Source organism: Amycolatopsis sp. NPDC051758, from assembly GCF_044453095.1.
Taxonomy (GTDB): domain Bacteria; phylum Actinomycetota; class Actinomycetes; order Mycobacteriales; family Pseudonocardiaceae; genus Amycolatopsis.
In genome coordinates, this window is record NZ_JBITCJ010000002.1 from 859,978 (window position 1) to 879,133 (window position 19,156).

19 protein-coding genes are annotated in these 19,156 nt (G+C 73.6%); 8 read left to right on the forward strand and 11 right to left on the reverse strand.

Features of this window, described 5'->3' with window-relative positions; translation table 11 throughout:
• The 3 genes from ACIA5G_RS12965 to ACIA5G_RS12975 are packed head-to-tail and all read right to left on the reverse strand — an operon-like array spanning position 1 to position 3,569.
• The gene (locus tag ACIA5G_RS12965) at positions 1-1,002 is read right to left on the reverse strand and encodes a hypothetical protein (RefSeq protein WP_395922927.1); all 1,002 of its coding nucleotides are present in this window, start codon (positions 1,000-1,002) and stop codon (positions 1-3) included.
• A complete protein-coding gene (locus ACIA5G_RS12970; protein WP_395922929.1) occupies positions 999-2,291 on the reverse strand; it encodes a hypothetical protein in 1,293 nt (430 codons plus the stop codon). The genes ACIA5G_RS12965 and ACIA5G_RS12970 overlap by 4 nt, the downstream gene beginning before the upstream one ends.
• Positions 2,292-2,348: 57 nt before the next feature.
• Positions 2,349-3,569: an NAD(P)/FAD-dependent oxidoreductase gene (locus ACIA5G_RS12975; RefSeq protein WP_395922931.1), complete on the reverse strand. Its 1,221-nt coding sequence runs from the start codon at positions 3,567-3,569 to the stop codon at positions 2,349-2,351.
• Positions 3,570-3,715: 146 nt separating this feature from the next.
• Here ACIA5G_RS12975 and ACIA5G_RS12980 point away from each other — a divergent pair, with 146 nt between their 5' ends.
• The gene (locus ACIA5G_RS12980; RefSeq protein WP_395922933.1) at positions 3,716-4,081 is read left to right on the forward strand and encodes a hypothetical protein; all 366 of its coding nucleotides are present in this window, start codon (positions 3,716-3,718) and stop codon (positions 4,079-4,081) included.
• On the opposite strand, the gene ACIA5G_RS12985 is transcribed toward ACIA5G_RS12980, so the two are convergent.
• On the reverse strand, positions 3,977-7,279 hold the full coding sequence (locus ACIA5G_RS12985; protein WP_395923514.1) for a TM0106 family RecB-like putative nuclease: 3,303 nt from the start codon (positions 7,277-7,279) through the stop codon (positions 3,977-3,979). The two genes, ACIA5G_RS12980 and ACIA5G_RS12985, sit on opposite strands and share 105 nt — an antisense overlap.
• 277 nt (positions 7,280-7,556) lie before the next feature.
• Here ACIA5G_RS12985 and ACIA5G_RS12990 point away from each other — a divergent pair, with 277 nt between their 5' ends.
• Positions 7,557-8,729 (forward strand): NAD(P)/FAD-dependent oxidoreductase, encoded by a 1,173-nt coding sequence (locus ACIA5G_RS12990; RefSeq protein ID WP_395922934.1) that lies wholly within the window; start codon positions 7,557-7,559, stop codon positions 8,727-8,729.
• Between the two features lie 66 nt (positions 8,730-8,795).
• A complete protein-coding gene (locus ACIA5G_RS12995; RefSeq protein WP_395922935.1) occupies positions 8,796-9,650 on the forward strand; it encodes a helix-turn-helix domain-containing protein in 855 nt (284 codons plus the stop codon).
• Positions 9,651-9,758: 108 nt separating this feature from the next.
• Here ACIA5G_RS12995 and ACIA5G_RS13000 read toward each other — a convergent pair whose 3' ends face one another.
• Genes ACIA5G_RS13000 through ACIA5G_RS13015 form a run of 4 tightly spaced genes read right to left on the reverse strand, consistent with a single transcriptional unit; the run spans position 9,759 to position 12,743 of the window.
• Complete coding sequence (locus ACIA5G_RS13000) at positions 9,759-10,673, reverse strand: hypothetical protein (protein WP_395922936.1); 915 nt, start codon at positions 10,671-10,673, stop codon at positions 9,759-9,761.
• Between the two features lie 17 nt (positions 10,674-10,690).
• Positions 10,691-11,119 carry a VOC family protein gene (locus ACIA5G_RS13005; RefSeq protein WP_395922937.1) on the reverse strand — a complete coding sequence of 143 codons (429 nt, stop codon included), beginning with the start codon at positions 11,117-11,119 and terminating at the stop codon, positions 10,691-10,693.
• Between the two features lie 18 nt (positions 11,120-11,137).
• Positions 11,138-11,854: an SDR family oxidoreductase gene (locus ACIA5G_RS13010; RefSeq protein ID WP_395922938.1), complete on the reverse strand. Its 717-nt coding sequence runs from the start codon at positions 11,852-11,854 to the stop codon at positions 11,138-11,140.
• Position 11,855: 1 nt separating this feature from the next.
• Positions 11,856-12,743: a DUF427 domain-containing protein gene (locus ACIA5G_RS13015; protein WP_395922939.1), complete on the reverse strand. Its 888-nt coding sequence runs from the start codon at positions 12,741-12,743 to the stop codon at positions 11,856-11,858.
• A 90-nt stretch (positions 12,744-12,833) separates the two neighbouring features.
• On the opposite strand from ACIA5G_RS13015, the gene ACIA5G_RS13020 reads away from it, so the two are divergent.
• The gene (locus tag ACIA5G_RS13020) at positions 12,834-13,343 is read left to right on the forward strand and encodes a CGNR zinc finger domain-containing protein (RefSeq protein ID WP_395922941.1); all 510 of its coding nucleotides are present in this window, start codon (positions 12,834-12,836) and stop codon (positions 13,341-13,343) included.
• Between the two features lie 8 nt (positions 13,344-13,351).
• Positions 13,352-15,064: an MOSC domain-containing protein gene (locus ACIA5G_RS13025; RefSeq protein WP_395922942.1), complete on the forward strand. Its 1,713-nt coding sequence runs from the start codon at positions 13,352-13,354 to the stop codon at positions 15,062-15,064.
• Here ACIA5G_RS13025 and ACIA5G_RS13030 read toward each other — a convergent pair.
• Positions 14,974-16,023 (reverse strand): alpha/beta hydrolase, encoded by a 1,050-nt coding sequence (locus ACIA5G_RS13030; RefSeq protein ID WP_395922944.1) that lies wholly within the window; start codon positions 16,021-16,023, stop codon positions 14,974-14,976. The genes ACIA5G_RS13025 and ACIA5G_RS13030 overlap by 91 nt on opposite strands.
• 64 nt (positions 16,024-16,087) lie before the next feature.
• Between ACIA5G_RS13030 and ACIA5G_RS13035 the strand changes: the two genes are divergently transcribed.
• Together ACIA5G_RS13035 and ACIA5G_RS13040 are read left to right on the forward strand one after the other, a co-directional pair.
• Positions 16,088-16,642, forward strand: coding sequence for a TetR/AcrR family transcriptional regulator (locus ACIA5G_RS13035; RefSeq protein ID WP_395922945.1), 555 nt, complete (start codon positions 16,088-16,090; stop codon positions 16,640-16,642).
• 61 nt (positions 16,643-16,703) lie between these two features.
• Entirely contained in the window at positions 16,704-16,880 is a 177-nt protein-coding gene (locus ACIA5G_RS13040; protein ID WP_395922947.1) for a hypothetical protein, read from the forward strand.
• A gap of 1 nt (position 16,881) precedes the next feature.
• Here the strand turns inward: ACIA5G_RS13040 and ACIA5G_RS13045 are convergent, their stop codons facing one another.
• Positions 16,882-17,472, reverse strand: a complete 591-nt coding sequence (locus ACIA5G_RS13045; RefSeq protein ID WP_395922948.1) for a hypothetical protein — start codon at positions 17,470-17,472, stop codon at positions 16,882-16,884.
• A 101-nt stretch (positions 17,473-17,573) separates the two neighbouring features.
• Between ACIA5G_RS13045 and ACIA5G_RS13050 the strand changes: the two genes are divergently transcribed.
• Complete coding sequence (locus tag ACIA5G_RS13050; RefSeq protein WP_395922950.1) at positions 17,574-17,705, forward strand: hypothetical protein; 132 nt, start codon at positions 17,574-17,576, stop codon at positions 17,703-17,705.
• 52 nt (positions 17,706-17,757) lie between these two features.
• Here the strand turns inward: ACIA5G_RS13050 and ACIA5G_RS13055 are convergent, their stop codons facing one another.
• Positions 17,758-19,068, reverse strand: a complete 1,311-nt coding sequence (locus ACIA5G_RS13055; protein WP_395922951.1) for a TetR family transcriptional regulator C-terminal domain-containing protein — start codon at positions 19,066-19,068, stop codon at positions 17,758-17,760.
• Positions 19,069-19,156: the final 88 nt, after the last annotated feature.

Consider the following 19,156-nt stretch of genomic DNA (forward strand, 5'->3'; position numbering starts at 1 on the left):
TCAGAACTCCTCTTCGGCCGACGCGGCGGCCGCGCGCTCGGCCAGCGTCCGGGCCGCCGGCGGCCGCGCCCGCACGAGCGAAACCACCTCGGCCCGGTCCTCCGCCGTGGTCCCGACGATGCTCTCGGCCGTCACGCCCACCACGATGTCGACCGACGTGACGTCCAGGTCGGCGCTCCCGGCGAACCGCCCGGCGCCCAGGTGCAGCGGAACCTCGGCGATCACCGCACCGTCGTGGGTCGCGAACGCGGTCAGTGCCGCGTCGGCGAAGGCCCCCTCGACTTCGACCTCGAGCCGGGTGCCCACCGGCGCCGCGACGATCCGCCAGGCGACCGTGTCCTCCGCGGCGTCGAGCACACCCGGCGGAACCCGCGCCCAGTCGACACTCGCGCGGCCCTCGACGACAACACCTTCCCCGAGCATCGACGGACCGGCACCCGCAGCCAAGGCGTACGCCCGCTGCCCCGGCGAGACGGCGGCCGCCAGCCCGGCCGCGGCTTCGGCACGCACGACGTCGTCCCGGTCGTCGAACCAGGCCGACAACCGCAGGCACAGGCCGCGCACCTCCTCGGCAACGGACGTGACGGCGATTCCCTCGGCGGCCGCGTCGAACAGCTCGGCCGGGGACGCTTCGAAGCCGTCGAGCAGGCCTTCGGCCAGGTCCTCGACCGCAGCGGTGGCGGCCGCCGCTTCGAGGTCCAGCAGGGCCGGATCCAGCGACGGAACGCCGAGTGACGGGCTCGCGGGCCACCACCGGCGGGCCCAGAGGAGCAGCGCGAGGGTGGCCAGTTCCGGGTGGGCGGGAACGTCGACGTGCCCGGCGGCGATCGCCTCCAGCGCGCGCTCGCTGCCTACCAGCCGCGTCAGCCAGGGTTCCGCGGCCGCGGCGTCGCTGAGTTCGACGGTCATCAACCCGGGCGCGCCGCCGAGCAGGTCGGCGAGGGCGAACCGGACGAGCCCGCCGTCGGCCGCGACGACCGGGGTGTGCACGGGATGCGTCACGACACCGCCTCCAAGTCCGGCAGGCGAGCCACCAGCGCGCGACGCACCTTCGTCCGCAAATCCAGCGACGTCGAGCGCACCACGCCGGTGACGAGATCCCGGACGTCCGCCGCGTCGGCCGGCCGGTCACCCCGGACGTCGAAGCCGTGCAGCCGGATCCACAGCCGCCCGAGGAACTGCTTGGCGAACTCCCGCAGCTCCCGCACCAGCTCGGGGTCCGGCCGCGGGGTCAGCGGGGTCGCGCCGGCCAGGGCCCGCCGCGCGTGCAGCACGTATCCCTCGCGCGCGACCTGCGCGTTCAGCTGCCGCGCGAACTCGGGAATCTCGCTCGGCGCGGCGCCGTCGAGCGGCCGGAGCGCGGGCGCGAGGACCACGCCGAGCGCAAAACAGGTGGCCAGCGCGGGCAGCCCGAGCCCGAACCCGGCGACCACCCGGCGGCGTTCGTCCTCGACGAGGGCGTCGACCGGACCCCGCTCACCGGCCGGAAGCCGGCGCAGCGTGGCGCGCACCCGCCGTTCGACGCTGCGCTCGAGGAGTTCGGGGCCGGCTTCGTCGCGCCGGAGCAGCGGCGGGACCGCGGTGCGGTCACCGCGTTGCAGACCGAGGTCGGACACCGGCTGGGTGAGGACATCGGCGCCTCCGGGCCGGCGGAGAGCCAGCCCCAAGGCGTGTCCGGCGGCGGAGCGGGCCAGCGTCCGCCAGGCCGTGTCGGAGAGGTCCGACACGAACCCGCCGAGCAGCGCGACGGCGTCCTCCGCCGCGAGACCGGCGTCGGATCGCCAGTGGCGGCGCAGGTCCGCGGTCAGGTCCGCCGCCACCCGGGGGTCGTCCAGATAGGCGGTCAGCTGGGCGATGCCTGCTTCGTCGCCTTCGCCGTGCAGCTCGCGCAACGCCGACACGGCCTTCTCCGGCGCTTCCGGGCCGGGCATCCCGAACGCCGTCGCCAGCTCGTACGCCAGCGGGAAGCAGACGTCCTGGACGTCGCCCGCCGTGATGCGCAGAGCGCGGCGCTGCCGCTTCAGGTGCGTGAACCAGGCGGCCGTCGCCCGCAGCCGGGGCGCGTCGGCCAGCAGCAGCTCGGTGAGTTCAGCCGCCGCAGCGGGCTCCAGGAGGGGGCGGCCCAGGCGCGGGCGCGCCGCCGTGCGGACGACCAAGGGGTCGATGATCTTCTTGATCGTGCGGGTCAGCGGGCCGCCGTCCCCCGACGAAAGAACCTCGACGCCGGGAATCCGGACCCACGCTGCCGCGAGGACCGCCGAGCGCAGCCGGGCATTGCCCGCTCCCGTCACCGTCGCCCTCCCCCACGTCCTCACCGCACTTTACGACAGCCGGCCGCGGCGGACTCCCTACGGCCGTGCCAGGTCGGCCAGCACGGCGGCTGCCGCGCGCTGTCCCGACACCAGCGCCCCCTGCACCGATGGGGTGTCCCGGTGGTCACCGCAGACGTACCGGCCCGGCCCGATCCGCACCGGCCGGCGCAACGGCGCGCCCGGTCCGAACACCGGCAGCGCCCGGGGCACGGCATACGTGCCCACCAAGCCCCAGTCCCGCGTGTCGACCTCGTAGATGCGCGCCAGCCGCTGCCGCACCCGCGGCTCGAGGCCGGGGTCGGCGCGGTCGGGCACGGATGCCGTGATCAGCGCCGACCCCGGCGGCGCATAACCCGGGACGACCTCGCTGAGCACCGCGGTGTTGATCAGCAGCTCGTCAAGCCCGTCGACGAGCAGTGTCGGCGACCGCAACGGTGACTCGGCGGTGCGGTAGTAGAACGTCGTCACCGCGTGCCAGCCGGGCGCCTCGACGCCGGGGAGCAGCCGGGCCGCGGTGTCGCCATCGGTCGCCACGATCACCGCCCGTGCGGGCAGCGACTCCGACGCGGTGCGGACGCCGTCGGCCGTGATCTCGGTGACCTCGACACCGGTGCGAATCGTGGTCGTCGGCAGCGCGGCAGCCAGCTGGCGCGGCAGGGCCTGCATCCCCTCGGCCGGCAGCGCGCCTCCGCCGCGCAGGAAGCTGCGCCACAGCAGGTGGAACATCCGGGCGGACGTGTCCAGGGCCGGGTCGAGGAAAACCCCGGCGAGGAACGGCCGCAGCACCTGCTCGACCGTGGCCTCCGACAAGCCCCAGCGCCGGAACTCCTCGGCGGTGCTGCGGCCGCTGTCGGCAAGCGCCGGCCGCAGGACGTCGCGCACGGCCAGCGTCGCCACCCGCGCGCTGTCGCCGGGATGGCTCGCGGCGAACCCGGCGACGCCGCTCAGGGCGGGCCGTCCGTGCCACGGCCCGGCCAGCCAGCGACGGCCGCCGTCGGTCACGGCGATCGTGCCGCGGGTGAACGGGTGCGGATGCAGCGCCGCGACGTCGACCAGCCGCCGCAGCGCGGGGTACGCGGGCAGCAGCACCTGGAACCCCCGGTCGAGCCGGAAGCCGTCGACGACGTCGGTGCGGACCCGGCCGCCGACGTCGTCGCCCGCCTCGAGCACGGTCGCCCGGACCCCGGCCCGGTGCAGGGCCACCGCCGCGCTCAACCCCGCCAAGCCGCCACCCACGACGACGACCTCTCCGGCCATGCCGAACTCCCTCCGTCACCCCGGAGGGTGCCCGGTCCGCCGGCGATCCACCGGTCACCGGGCAAAGCCGCCGCCGACCGGTGGATCCGTGCCGCTCACCGCACACCCGGCCGGAGGACCCCGGAAACTGTTACGGATCGCGGCCGGTGCGCGACACCATCGTCGAACGAGATGGGGGAACCTGGTTGATGGGTGAACGGGAAGTGCGGCTGCAGCTGGGCACCCGTGCGGTCTCGGTGCCCGCCGGGCACGGCCGTGAAGTGCTGGAATACGCCGGGGTCACCGTCGTGCGCGTCGAGGACGGCGCTCCGGTCGAGCAGGCCTGGGTGCCGGTCGGGACGGCGCCGAGCTACGCCGACGACGAGGCGCTGATCGCGACCTGGCACGCCGCGCTCAAGTGGAGCCAGTCACCCGAGCGGCCACGGCCCTGCTGCGGTCATCAGGCCGATCATGCCCGCGACCAGCCGCATCTGGTCCACGGTCCGGATGTCGGCCTCGACGAGCCGTGGTGAGCACACCAGGATCGCCAGCGCCTGCGCCCGCGAGAGCGCGACGTTGAGCCGGTTGCGCGAGAGCAGGAAGTCGAGCCCGCGCGGCAGGTCGACCGCCGACGACGACGTCATCGTGGTGATCACGACCGGCGCCTCCTGGCCCTGGAACCGGTCGACCGTGCCCACCCGGACACCGGGGAACCCCGCGTCCTCCAGGGCCCGCGTCACCGTCCGCGCCTGCAGGTTGTAGGGCGCGACCACCACGATGTCGGCGTCCCCGAGCGGCCGGGTCGTGCCGTGGTCGGTCCACGGGCGGCCGTGCAGGCCGGCCACGAGCGCGACGACGGCGGCCGCCTCCTCCACCGACCGCGTCGTGTTGCCGTGGTGGTCGACCTCGGCCAGGTACAGGCCCGCGGCAACACCGTCGAGAGCGCGGTCGGCCGCCGAAGGGTGGGCGTGCAGCCGGCCGGCGTAGGACAGGTTCGACACCGGCTCGCACACGGCGGGGTGCATGCGCCGGGTCTCGTCGAGGAAGTACCCCAGCGCCGGCGGCATGATGTCGGCCTCGCCGATCAGGTGGCCGAGCGCCGACGCCTCCGCGCCCGCCGGGTGCGTGCCCTGCACCACCTGCGGCAGCTGCTGCGGATCACCCAGCAGCAGGACGTTCTTGGCGCACATCGACACGGCGAGCGCGTCGGCGAGGGCGAACTGGCCGGCCTCGTCGATGATCAGCAGGTCGAACGGCTCTTCGCGGATCGCGGCGTTGGCGAACGTCCACGCCGTGCCGCCGACCAGGTGCCCGGTGTTGTGCTCTTCGCGCCACTTCACCAGCGCCGGGTTGCTCTTCGGCTGTTCCCACGGCGCCGCCGGGTCCGGCGTCCTCTTCGCCCGCTTGGCACACGGCAGCTCCGGCGCGCTCTTCTTGGCGGCGCTCAGCACGTTCTCCACGGCCTTGTGGCTGGTGGAGGTGACCGCGACGGTCCGCCCGGCGCGCACGAGGTGGGCGATCAGCTTCCCGGCGAGGTAGGTCTTGCCCGCCCCGGGCGGCCCCTGCACCGCGAGCGCCGAGCCGTCCAGCTCGTCGACGGCTTCGATCACCGTGCGGACCAGGTCGTCACCCGGCTCCGGCAGCGCGGCGCCGGCGAGCAGCCGCGGTGACGTCCGGCGGAGCAGGTCGACGCCGGGGTGGCGCGGCAGCGCCGGGAGGGTGTCGACAACCAGGCGGGCGAGGTCGGCGACCGCCTCGTCCTTGGGCGAGGGCCGCACCGGGCTGCCGGGCAGCACCGCGACCGGCCGGTCCGCGGTGGTCGCGTCGGGCGGGCTGCTCTCCTCCAGCGTCAGCTCCACGGCCGACGCCGCGACGACCTTGGCGTCGCGGGCGGTGTCGCCGTAGCGCAGCCGGACGTCGTCACCGGGTGCGAAGGGGTGCGGCCGGTCCGGGTCGCACGCGAGGAGCAGCGTCCGCTTGGCGTTGCGGACGCGCCCGGCCGGCGGCACCCACTCCCCCGCTTCCAGCGAAACCGGGACGGCGCAGGCGGTGTCGACCTCGAGGTCGCCGAGCGGGGCGGCCAGCTGGCGGAAGTACTCCCACCACGCCGGGTTGGTCTCCCGGCGGTGGTAGCCGACCGACGCCGCCAGCAGCGCGCGGGCGCGTTCGTCGGGGGTGAAGGCACCCGGGTCGTCCGGGAGCCCGTCGAGCAGCGGGTCGACCAGCGCGGCCAGCTGCGCGGCGCGTTCGGCACGCCGTTCGGCGGCGAGATCCTCTTCGGTCTGGCGGAGCAGCGCGTCCTCGGCGGATTCCTCGACCGGCTCGGGCAGCTCGACACCGGCGTCGGCGCGGACCTGATGGAGGAACTCGAACAGCCGCCAGGCGGAAACGCAGTCGTACTCGGCGTTTTCGCCGATGCCGCGCAGGACCTCGTCCGCGCGTTCCGCCTCGCCGGACCGGGTGAACGCCAGGTACTCCTCGTACACCTCGACGTCGGACAGCGCGGTCTTCACGCTGCTCTCGCGGGCGCCGGGCCGGAAGAGCGGCTCGAGGTACCGGATCGAGTACGACCGCTGCGACACGCGCAAGGCCTTGCGCACCACCGTGTGCAGGTCCACGACGGCACCCCCGCGCAGCAGCTGGTCGACCTCCTCCTCGCGGGTCCCGTGCACCGCCGCGAGCCGCTTGATCGCGGTGACCTCGTACGGCGCGTAGTGGTAGACGTGCGAGCCGGGGTGCTCGGCGACGCGGGCCGAGGCGAAGTCGACGAACTCCTCGAACGCCCGCTTCTCCTGGGCGCGGCTGTGCGCCCAGAACGGCGTGAACCGCTGGCCGCCGTCGGCGGTGACGGCCCCGAAGAGGTAGTCCAAGCCCTCCCCCGACAGCGCGTGCGGATCACCCGCCAGATCGAGGAAAACGTCGCCGGGCGCGGGCGCCGGCAGCTCGGCGAGCGCGCCGGGGTCGACGATCTCGTAGGAGATGTCGCCGGTGGTGTCCTGCCGGACCTGCAGCGCGGCCTGGGCACGCAGGTTCGCGAACGACGTCGTCGACAGGTCGCGTGGCCGGTCGGCGGGCCCGGCCTCGGCGAGCGCGTCGATCGAGCCCAGCCCGGCGGCGACGAGCTTGCGGCGCTGGTCGCTGCGCATCCCGGCGACGAGCGAGAGGTCGCGGTCGGCCTCCCGGGCCGACGCGCAGTGCTGGGCGAAGCCGCAGCCGGCGCAGGCCGGGCGTTCGTCGGCCCAGAGCCGGGCCGGCAGCCGGGGTTCGCGGCCCTGCAGCCGGGCCCGCAGCCGCTCCACCAGCGGCCGGAAGTCGTCGACCCGCAGCGTCCGGGTGCTGCCGTCCCCCAGCCGCAGGTGCATGTGCGGACCGGCGGGCCACCCGCCCCGGCGCAGCGCGTCGGCAACCGCGGTCAGCCGCACGACGGCGGCGGGATCGGCGTGGCGGACCGGCGTCGCGTCGTGGACCTCGTAGCGGCCTTCGTCGTCCTGGACCAGGAGGTCCGCGCGCCCCGAGAACTCACCGTCACGCAGGACGGCCTGGTGGATCATCAGCGCCCCCGACCGCAGGTCCGCCTCGGTCGCTTTCACGGCGGCCGGGTCGGCCACCTCGGGCCGGGTGAGGCTCGGAGCGGGCCGTGGCGCGCCCGGCAGGCCCGCGGCCAGCGCCTGCTTGAGGACGCTGCGGTGCTCACATTCGAGCAGGTCGGCGAGGTCGGCTGGGGTGTACATCGCCGCGAAGTCTGACACGCCGCTTCACCCGGCTGGAGCACACCGCCGCCGACACGCCGACCGGCCGCCGACACGCACTCCGGCCCGGCGCTCACGGACCCGCGGTGGAGCTTGCGACGCTCGTGGCGCCGGCCTGGTCGGCGCCCGCGACGGCGGCGGACGACCGCTCGGCGGTTCACGGTCCGCGACGGAACCGAGAACGACGGCGCCGCCGACACGCCGGTGTCACACCGCCCGGCCGGCCGGTGTCTTGGGGCCGACGAGCGAAGGAGACACCATGAGCGAGAACACCGAAGTGGTCGTGATCGGCGGCGGGTACGCCGGCGTGATGGCGGCGAACCGCCTGACCCAGCGCGACGACGTCGACGTCACCCTGATCAACCCGCGCCCCGGTTTTGTCGAGCGCATCCGCCTGCACCAGCTGATCGGCGGCTCCCACAGCGCCGTCACCGACTACCGGGACGTCCTGGCCGGGCGCGTCCGCCTGGTCGTCGACACCGCGACCCGGATCGACGCGGCCGGACGCACCGTGGCGCTCGCCGGCGGCGGCACGCTCGGTTACGACTACCTGGTCTACGCCGTCGGCAGCGCCAACGCCGGGACGGACGTGCCCGGCGCGGCCGACTTCGCCCATCCCGTCGCGACTTTCGAGGAAGCACAACGGCTCCGCGAGGTCCTCGACGCCGCTCCGGCTGCGGCGGTGACGGTGGTCGGCGCCGGGCCCGCCGGCATCGAGACCGCCGCCGAGCTCGCCGAGCGGGGCCGCGCCGTGACGCTCGTCTGCGGCGGGGAGCTCGGCCCGTACCTGCACCCGCGGGGACGCCGTTCGGTGGCCGAGCACCTGGCCGAGCTGGGTGTCACGATCCTCGACGGCGCCGCCGTGACCGCGGTGACCCCCACCGGCGTGTCGCTGGACGACGGCCGCGAGCTGCCGAGCCCGGTGACCGTCTGGACCGCCGGGTTCGGGGTGCCGGACCTGGCCGCCCGCAGCGGGCTGAGCACCGACACCACCGGCCGCCTGCGCACCGACGAGACGCTGACCAGCGTCGACGACGGCCGGGTGGTCGCGGCCGGGGACTCGGCGGCGCCGTCGGACCTGCCGTTCCGGATGGGCTGCCAGTCCGCGGTGCAGCTGGGCCCGCAGGCCGCCGAGACCGTGCTGGCCCGGATCGCCGGCACGGCGCCGGCGCCGATCGGCGTCGGCTTCGCCGGTTTGTGCCTGAGCCTCGGGCGGACCCACGGCCTCTTCCAGTTCTCCCACCGGGACGACCACGCGATCAAGCTGTACGTCGGCGGCCGCCCGGGCGCGAAGCTCAAGGAGTTCGTGTGCCGGAGCACCGTCAAGCAGCTGGCCTACGAAGCCCGCAAGCCCGGCGTGCGCAAGTGGTGGGTCACCGACCGCAAGCGCCAGGACCTGCTGCCGGCGCCGGTCGGTGAGCTCCGATCGTGACCGAGACTCGTGCCTGGGCAGAAACCTGCCCAGGCACGAGCGGCGCGGCCGGGCGACAATGGCCGGATGGACCCGATCAGCCGGCCCCGGGAGCTCGGCGACTTCCTCAAGGCGCGCCGCGCGCAGCTGAACCCGTCCGACGTCGGCCTGCCGGAGCCCGCCACCCGGCGGCGGGTGGCCGGCCTGCGCCGCGAGGAGGTGGCCCAGCTGGCGGCGATCAGCGTCGACTACCTCACGCGGCTCGAACAGGGGCGGGTGCCGGCTTCGTCCGCCGTGCTCGCGACCCTGGCCCGCGCACTCCGGCTCAGTGAGGACCAGCAGTCCTATGTGTACGAACTGGCGGGCAAGCCCTTCCGCCGGCCGCGGCGCCGGGCGGGCGAAAAGGTGCGGCCCGCGATGAAACGGCTGCTCGACCAGCTGGCCGAAACACCCGCGATGGTGCTCGGACGGCGGATGGACATCGTGGCGTGGAACGAATCGGCCGCGGCGCTGTTCACCGATTTTGCGCGCTACCCGGCGAACCGGCGCAACTACGTCTACCTGCTGTTCGCCGATCCGCAGGTGCGCGTCCTCCACGTCGAGTGGGAACACGCCGCGCGCACGGCGGTGGCTGCCCTGCACCTGGAGGCCGCGCGCGACCCGGACGCGCCGGAGCTGGCGGACCTCGTCGGCGAGCTCGCCGTCCACCACCCCGAGTTCCGCACGTGGTGGGCGGCCCACCACGTGACGTCGGCCGGCTACGGGGTCAAGCACTACCGCCACCCGGTCGTCGGTGAGCTCACCCTGGACTGCGACATGTGGGAGAGCCCCGACGGCAGCGGGCAGCGGCTGATGGTCCTCACCGCCGACGCGGGCTCGCCGGCGCACGAAGCCTTGCGCATCCTGGCGTCCTGGGCGGCGACGCCGGTCGAGTCGCCCTGAGCGTCAGAACAGTTCGAGCGTCGGGGTACGCCTCCCGGCAGCACACCGCCCGTCCACCCCAGCGATCCGGTCCACGACCGCGCGGTGCTCACTCACGTGTTCGCCCCCTCAGGCGTCGGGAATCGACTCGACGACCCGCGCCAGGTCCGGCTCGCTCAGCGGCTCGTCCACCGCGAGCGCCCACTCCCACCGGCGGTCGCTCCAGCGGTGGACGTGGCGGCCTTCGTGCCGCCCGTCCCAGCCGCCGGGCATGGGCGCCCCGGCGGGCCAGCGCGACAGTTCCGGGAACCCCGGCACCTCCAGCAGCACGCGGTACGCGCCGGTGGCGGGATCTCCGTCACCGCCGTGGTGGGGCAGCCCGCGCGGCCACCAGCGCGGCATCGGCAGCTCGGCTCCGGCCAGCCAGCGGCCGACCCGCTCGGCCTCGGCACGCTCGTCGGCGAGCCGGGTGGACACCGGGCCGGCCCAGGTGAAGACGTCCGGCGGCAGCTCGCCGTCCACGGTGAACTCCGTCAGTTCCACGAAGTAATCGCCTTCCGGGACGGCCAGCCGGAGCACGGCGCCGGTGGCCTGGTCGACGGCCACGCGCAACGGGTACGGCTTGCGGGCGCGTTTGTGCTCGACCGCCGGCAGCGCGAACTCCCAGGCCTGCCGCCCGCCGACCTCGGCCGGCTCGCCCGGCCGCTCCGGCGCGGGGAAGTCGCGCAGCCAGTCGAACTCGACGCGCCCGCCGAGCCGGAGCCCGAACAGCGACTGCGGGTGGGGCAGCCCGTGGTGGAAACCGGTGTGGGAAAGGTCTTCGAGCCGGCCGTCGCGGCGGACCAGTTCCCGCCGCCCGTCCGTGACGTGCCGGACGCCGTGCTCGTCCTCGACCCGCCACCGGCCGGGAACCTCGTGCCAGAACCGCAGCTCGCCTTCGCCGTCGCCGGGGACGCGGTACCGGATCACCCCGGTGACGGTGCGGAACCCGGCCGCCTGCAGGCGGCCGAAGACCTCGGGCCAGGTCGGCACACCCTCCGTCATGCCGTCACGGTAGCGAATCAGCGCGTCCCGTAACCGCGTTCCTGGACCACCCACGTGTTTCCGTCCGGGTCGGCGAAGTCGAAGAAGCTCGCGTAGTCCCGTCGCTCCGGATCCGGCCCCGGCGTGTAGTCCCCTTGCCAGGCCGCGGACTTCTTGTGCCGCAACGCCCCGACCGGCACTCCACGGCCCGCCAGCTCGCCGTGCGCCGCTTCGATGTCGGACACCACGAGATAGCCGCCGCGGGCCGATCCCGGGGGCGCGTCGGTCAGCCCGATCCCGAGCTGGATCGACGCCGCCGAGCCGGGCGGGGTCAGCTGGACGACCCGGAACCCGTCGTTCGGCCGGTAGTCGACGTCGAGGGAAAACCCGGCCTGCTCGGCGTAGAACCGCGTCGCCCGGTCGACGTCGGACACGGGCAGGGTGAGGATCTCGATCAGGTAGTTCATCGTGGACGCTCCTGGTACTCAGACGAGGGGTTCGCCGCCGTCGACGCCGAGCGAGACACCGGTCAGGAAGGTGCTGCCCAGCGCGAAGACGACGGCTTCGGCGATGTCTTCGGCGCGCCCGACGCGGCGCGCCGGGCTGGTGGCCGCGCGGGTGGCGAACAGTTCGGCCTTCTTCTGCTCCCCCAGCGCGTCGTAAGCGCCGGTGTCGATCGTGCCGGGCGACACCGCGTTCACCCGGATCGGCGCCAGTTCGACCGCGAGGCCGCGGGTCAGCACGTCCACCGCGGCGTTCGTGGCGCCGACGGCGAGCATGCCCGGAGCGGGCTTGCGGGCGGACGATCCCGAGAAGAAGACGAACGAGCCGTCTTCCGGCATGCGCGGCGCGAAGTACTTTGCCAGCAGGAGCGGCCCGAGCACCTTCACGTCGAACGACCGGAGCACGGTGTCGTGGCCGAGGTCGCCGAGCGCGCCCCGGGCCCGGGCCGATGCCGTCGACACCACGTGGTCGACCCGGCCGAGCCGCTCGGCCAGCGCCGCGACGGCGGCTTCGTCGGTGAGGTCGACGGCGGCCGCGGTGACATCCGGGTCGTCGTACGCCGCGGCGAGCGCCTGCTCGTCGCGGCCGGCGACGACGACCTTCGCCCCGGCTGCCCGGAGGGCGAGCGTCACCGCCTGCGCGATCCCGCTGCCACGCCCGACCACGAGCACTGTCCGGTCCTGCAACGAAGATGTCATGTCAGTTCCCTCCCGTCGGGGCCGGCGCGACGCCTGCCTTGAGCTCGTCGGGGTCCAGGCCCCGGTCGACGCCGTGCGGGGTCACCGTCTGGCCCGGCTCGAGCGCCAGCTTCCGGCCGTCGAGGGTCACGTCGACGACGTCCGGCTCGAACGACACGAACCCGGACACCCGCTCGACCTCGGGCCACGCCTCCGGGTACCCCCAGGCGGCGCGCTTGCCCGAACCGATGTCGTAGTAGCCGGCCAATCCCTTGTAGGGGCAGAACGTCTGGCCCTCGGCCGGGGTCAGCGCGGTGAGGTCGACGTCCTCGCGCGGCACGTACCAGCGCGGAGCGAAGCCCGATTCGTAGAGCACGACCGGGCGCCGGGATTCGGCGACGACGCGGTCGCCGTCACGCACGACGAGGTGGCGTGAGGTCTGCCGGATGTCGATGCGGTGGTACGGATCGGCGGCGTGCCCGACGATGCGCTCGTCCTCCTCGTAGAAGGCGTCCATCGCGCGCCAGGCGAAGGCGACGCGGTCGCGCAGGACGTCCGCGTGGCCGGGGAGGCCGGGGTAGCGCCAGGCCGCACGGGGCGCCTTCTGGTCCCCCGCCTCCACGGTGAACCACTCCGTCGGGCCGAGCTCGCGGTGCGTCGTCGTGCGGTTCTCCGCGACGAGCAGGCCCTCGCGGACGTCGGCCACGGGGAAGTACGCCACCGGGTAACGCCCGGGTTCGTGCAGCAGGACGACGTCCTCGCTGTCGGCGACCCACTCGCCGCCGAACCGGACGCGCATCCGCCGCCGCAGCGGCTCCGCGAACAGCATCTGCTCGGGCAGCGGCTGTTCGACCAGGAAGTGCCCCACCGCCCGGGTGGACAGCGGTCCTTGCTGCCAGGCCAGTCCCATCACGTGCTCCTAACCTTTATTAGTGACTTTGATGGTTAGAAATGGAAACATCGATGCTGTAACCTGTCAAGCATGGGTTTGGAGGTTAGGATGACGACGACGGACGAGGCGCTGCTGCTCGACCTGCTGAACACCACGCCCGTGCGTGACGGGGTGCCCGGGGACGACCTGGCCGAGGTGGGGGCGGGCCGGGACTGGCTGGCTGCGCACGGGCAGCCGGCGACCGACGACGAACACCGCGCGGTGCTCGAAGCGCGGTCCGTGCTGCAGCGGATCGTGCGCGGTCAGGACACGCCCGCTTCGGCGGCCCGGTTCGTCGACGCCGTGAGCTACCGGGCATCCTTCGGTGACGGCGGGGTCGAGTGGCAGCTCGACGTCCCGCCGGGCCGGTCGGCCGCCGCGCGAGCCGTGCTCGCCTGGGACGAGCTCGCCAAGTCGAGCCCCGGCCGGCTGCGCCCGTGCGCCAACCCCGACTGCCGGCTGTTCCTGATCGACCACAGCAAGCCCAACGGCGCCCGCTGGTGTTCGATGGCGGTCTGCGGCAACCGCATGAAGGCCCGGCGGCACTACCAGCGCTCCCGCCCGGGCGCGGCGGACTGAAGGAGACGATGACCGTGGCGCGCCTGGTTTCACTCAACGTCGGGATGCCGAAGGACGTGCCCTGGCAGGGCAAGACCGTCCACACCGGAATCTTCAAGTACCCGGTCGAGGGCCGGCTGATGGTCCGGCGGCTCAACGTCGACGGCGACGGCCAGGGCGACCTGGGCGGCCACGGCGGCGAGAACCGCGCGGTGCTCGTCTACCAGCGCCAGTCCTACGAGCACTGGCGGCGTTTCTTGGGCCGGGACGACCTGGCGGACGGCCAGTTCGGCGAGAACTTCACCGTCGACGGCCTGCCCGACGACGAGGTGCACATCGGCGACCGCTACCGCATCGGGGAGGCCGAGTTCGAGGTCACCCAGCCGCGTGTCACGTGCTTCCGCGTCGGGATGCGGCTGGGCGAGCCGCGGATGCCGTCACTGCTGGTCGCGCACCACCGGCCCGGCTTCTACCTGCGTGTCATCACCGAAGGGCACGTCGAGGCGGGCGACGAGATCGTCCGCACCCGGACCGGGCGTCACGAGCTGAGCGTCGCCGACGTCGACGCGCTCCTCTACCTGCCCGGCCGGGACGCCGAAACACTGCGCAAGGCCGTCGACATCCCGGCGCTCAGCCCCGGCTGGCAGGGGTCGTTCCGCGACCTGCTCGCGGCGGCGCCGGCACCCGAGCCGAGCGGGTGGCGCGGTTTCCGGCCGTTGCGCGTCGAGCGGATCGTGCCCGAGAGCACCACCGTGGCCTCGATCCACCTGGCCGCCGACGACGGCGCCCCGCTCCCCCGGCCCGTCCCCGGCCAGTACCTCACCCTGCGTGTCCCCGAGGCCGGCGACCCGGCGCCGGTCCGCAGCTACTCGCTGTCGGCGAGGCCGTCGGACAGCGAGTACCGCATCAGCGTCAAGCGCGACGGCGTGGTCAGCGGCTATCTCCACACCCGGCTGAAGGCGGGCGCGGTGGTGGACGTCGCCGCGCCGCGCGGCGACTTCGTACTGGCCGGCGACACCGGGCCCGTGCTCCTGATCTCCGCGGGCATCGGCGTCACACCGGTGCTGGCGATGCTGCACGCGCTCGCCGCGAGCCGGACCGGGCGGGAGGTCCGGTGGCTGCACACCACCCGCACGGCGGCCGAGCACGCGTTCGCCGCCGAAGCGCACGAACTGCTGGCGAGCCTCCCTCACGGCCACGAAAACGTCTACTACACCGCGGAAGAACCGGCACCCGGCACACCCGGCGCCACCCACGGCCGGCTGACCGCCGAGACACTGTCCACTTTGGAGCTGCCCCGCGCCGCGACGGCGTACCTGTGCGGCCCGGACGCGTTCATGACCGCGATGCGCGAAGCCCTGGTCAAGCTCGGCCTCGACCCGGCGAACGTCCACAGTGAACTGTTCGGCGGGGTGTCCGCGATCAACCCCGGGATCACCGACGCCGTCCGCACCACCCCGCATCCCCCGGCCGGCGCGGCGGGCACCGGGCCGGCGGTCACCTTCGCGCGCAGCGGGCTCACGGTGCCGTGGAACGACAGTTACCCCAGCCTGCTGGAGTTCGCCGAGGCCTGCGACGTGCCGACCCGCTGGTCGTGCCGCACCGGCGTGTGCCACACGTGCGTGACGCCGATGCTCTCCGGCAGTGTCGCCTACGAGCCGGATCCGCTGGAGCCGCCGGCACCCGGCGAAGCGCTGGTCTGCTGCGCGAGGCCGCAGGAGGACGTCGTCCTGGACCTCTGACGCGGAGCCGGGTGCAGCCGGTCGTGCAGGAAGGCGACGACCTCGCGACGCGCGGGCCGGGCCGCCGGGACCAGGCCGGGCACGCTGAGGAAACTGTGGATGGCCTTGGCGTAGCGGCTCACGCGCGCGTCGGTGCCGGCCTCGCGCAGCCGCTCGACGTACCGGCGGCCGTGGTCTTCGGCGGCATCCAGCTCGCCGGTGACGACCAGGGTCGGCGGCAGGCCGGCCAGGCTCTCGAACTTCACCGGCGACACCGTCCGCGCGTCGAGGTCCGGCGGCACGCTCAGCCGGCGGGCCGCGGACCACTCGGAGATCGAGAGCCCGGGCCGGCCAGCGTTCGCGGCGACCGAGGGGTAGGCGTGCGCGGTCTCGGTCCAGTCCGTGCTCGGGTAGATCAGTACCTGGGCGTGCAGCGGCAGCCCGGCTTCGCGGGCGCGCAAGGCGACGAGCGCGGCGAGCGTCCCGCCGGCGCTCTCGCCGAGGACCGCGACGGCACCGGGGTCGATGCCCCAGCCGAAGGGGTCTTCGACGAGCCGGACGAGCGTGTCGTAGCCGTCGTCGACCGGTTCGGGCAGCGGGTGCTCGGGGGCGAGGCGGTATTCGACGGAGACGACCACGGCCGGGCAGCGGGCGGCGATCCGGCTGTTGAGCCAGTCGTTCTGCGCGGCCGTGCCGACGATGAAACCGCCGCCGTGGAAGGAAAGGACCAGCGGGAGCTTTCCGGTGGACCGTCTCGGCCGGTGCACCCGCAGCATCAGCCGCCGGCCCGGCAGGTCGATCGTCGTCTCCTCGATGCGGGTGCCCCGGTCGGGCAGCCCGGTGACGATCCGCGTGGTGCGGGCCCGGCGCAGGCGGTTGACCTTCTCGCGCACGGCGATCACCTGGGCGTCGGTGAGCGTTTCCCAGTCCAGCTTGTCCCTGAGGACGAGCCGGGCGCGCAGTGGTGCCTTGTCTCCCATGGTGTTCTCCTCCGGCCGAATTACGATACTAACGGTAGCGTAATTGCCAGGGTAGCCTGTTCCGGTGCCGGCTTCCACCTCGTCCGCGCCCGGGCGGCCCCGAACGAACCTGGACGCGACCGTGTTCGCGGCCGCCCTGCGCTCGGTGCACAACCTCGGCTACGCGGGCGCGACGATGGACCGCATCGCCGCCGAAGCGGGTGTCGCGAAGACGACGCTCTACCGCCGCTGGCCGTCGAAGGGCGCCCTGATCACGGACTGCCTCGTCGACGCGCTCGGCCCCGCACCCCTCGACGGCGCGGGCACGGACGAGATCGTGGCGTCGGCCATCCACTGGGTCGCGGCGAAGATCGGCGAGCCGGGCGTGGGCGGCGCGTTCGCGGGGGTGTTCGTCGACGCCGTCAGCGACCCCGCCCTGCGCGAAGTGCTGTCCACGCGGCTGCAGGATCCGTACCGGCTCGCGCTCCAGGACGTGCTGGGCGAGCCGGAGCACCGGGTGCTGTTCGTCATCGACGTCATCGTCGGCACCCTGCTCCACCGGATGGGCATGACCGGCAAGCCGATGGCCGACGCCGACGTCGCCGAGCTGGTGGAGATGATCCGGCGCGTCCTGCGCTGACCTCGCCGACTTGTCGACTCGGCCGCCGCGGGCGGCAGCGCCGTTGAACTATGCTCGGCCGATGCCCACCGGACTCGTGCTCGGCCTCGGCGGGATCGCGCTGCTGATCCTGACGCTCGTGATCGTCTTCGTCCTGCTCGGCCGGCGGGCGCGGCGCGGCCGGAAGTCCGGCCGGTACACCTACCGCGCCGGCGGCCAGGGCAGCTACGACAACTCGTCGATGGGCAACCCGCACTGATTCAGAGGCAGGGCGGCCGGTAGCCGTCGATGCGCAGGCCGCGGAAGTCGAGCCGGTTCGCCGTCTTGCCGACGAAGACCAGGCCGCGTGCCTCCGGAAGCGCCGAAGCGAACGAGTACGACGGCGTGCCGAGTTCCGGCAGTGACGTCCACTTGCGCGGCGAGAAGCCGAAGAACTTCGTCACGAGCTTCCCGTGCGTCGACGGCACGAGCGTGAGCCACTTGTCGCCGCCGCTCCAGTGCGACGCCGGGCGCAGCTGGACGTAGAGGTCGTCCGTCGCGCTGTACGTGAGCCAGAAGCCGGCCGAACGCGAGAGATCGGCCTGCGCCTCGAACTGGTTGCCGAGCCACACGACGGCCACGTGCCACTCGTTGTTGAGGAAGGTCACCTTGGCGGCGTACCCGTGCCGCTCGCGGACGAGCAGGTTCCCGGTGGCCGGGACGGTGGTGCCTTCACCGCTGGCCAGCCACTGCTGAAGCCGGTCGATCGACGGCGTCGAACACTCGCGGCCCGGCTTCGGCGCGGCGTCCGCACCCGGGGTGATCAGGGAAAACACCAGCAGGGAGGCGAAAACCGCGAGCATCCGGCGCATGCCGGGGAAGTTAGCACACCGGGTGTGCCGCGCGTCACGGAATGTCTGTCGATCTTCGGCGCTACAGAGGAGTGGAAACCGTTCGTACCCAAGGGAGTGCCATGTCCGCCACCACCGCGCCCGAAGAAGCGGCCGCCACGCCGGTCGTGCCCGTGCTCGACGACTTCGACTTCCCGCTCACCGACGGAGCCGCGTGCCGCATCGACGACCCGGACTGCGAAGCCTGCCAGTGACCTCGCCTCGCCGGCTCCCTTGCCGGGGGCCGGCGAGTATTTAAACATTTGATCAGAACCGGTGGCTGATCCAGTCCTGGTCCTGGGCGGTACGTGCGAGCCGGGCCAGCAGGGTGTTCACCGCGGTCAGCTCTTCGGGCGTCAGCAGTCCGGCCCACCGGGACTCTCTTCGGTTGTGCTCCCGGAAGGCGGCTTCGAGCCGCTTCTTCCCCGGCTTAGTCAGGGAAAGGACGACGCTGCGCCGGTCACGCTCGTCGGGGGCGCGACCGACGAGCCCGGCGGCGTCGAGGGTCTTGGCCAGGCTGGACACCGCGGCCCGGCTCATCCCGGTCAGTTCGGCGGCCCGGCCGGCCTCCTGGGGGCCGGCCACCCAGACGGTGAACAGCAGCCGGAACGCCGACCAGCTCCAGCCGGCCGGCCGGTGCACAGTGGACTCGAGATCGTAGACGACGGTGTTCGCGACCCGGTGCAGCAGCAGGACCAGCGTCATGGCTTGCCGATCGGTGTCAGGAAGCCGCTCGGCGGTGGCGCTGACGGCGGTCTCGGCGAAGGACAGGAAGTCAGCGGCTTCGCGGCGGGCGGCGGCCGAGGCCTCGCCGGAGGAATCCGCGAAGCCGGCTTCCGGCTCGATGTCCGGAACAGCGGCCGTCGCGGACCCGGCGGCCGGACCGGCTGCTGACTCGACCGGGCCGATCGCAGCCACCCCAACAAATCCCGGCCCAGCGCCGACCGCATCCGGGCCGACCACTGCCAAGGCCCCGCCACCCGCACCCGGCGGCCCGAGACCGTCGACAAAAGCATCCACCACCTGCCGCTGCAGTCCAGGCGTTGTCACCTTCGGCGTCAGCAGCGCGTGGACCTGCAGGCCGTTCAACATCGCCAGCAGCTGTTCCACCAGCACCTCCTCGGCCACCGGGGAAACAACCGAGCCGTCTTCCCGCCCCGCCCGCAAGAACCCCGCCATCCGGGCACGCCACTCCGCCATGGCCGAGACGAACACCGACTCCAGCTCCGCGTCGGCCAGCGCGCGCTGCCAGAAAGGCAGCACCACGCGGGCTTCGAGCTCCGTCACCTCGTCGGCCGGCACGATCTCGTGGCAGAACACCCGCAGCCCGGCGAGCCCGGTCGCGTCGCCCAGCCGGTGGCTGATCCGGGCGTTGGTCGCCTCGAAGACGTGCGTGAACGCCGCCTTGACGATCGCGTTCTTGTCCGGGAAGTAGTGCTTCAGCGCCCCGTGCGCCATCCCGAGCGCCGCGGTGATCTCCCGCAGGGTGGCCGCCTCGAGGCCGCGCTTCGCGATCAGCCGCCAGGTCGCCTCCGCGATCTCCGCGCGGCGCCGGTCGTGGTCGATCTGCTTGGGCACGGCGCACCTCCCCGGGCCGTCTTTACCGGTGAAGTGACCGCCGGCCCTGGCGTTCGCGGCGGGTTTGCCGCACTCTTCAGTCTACACC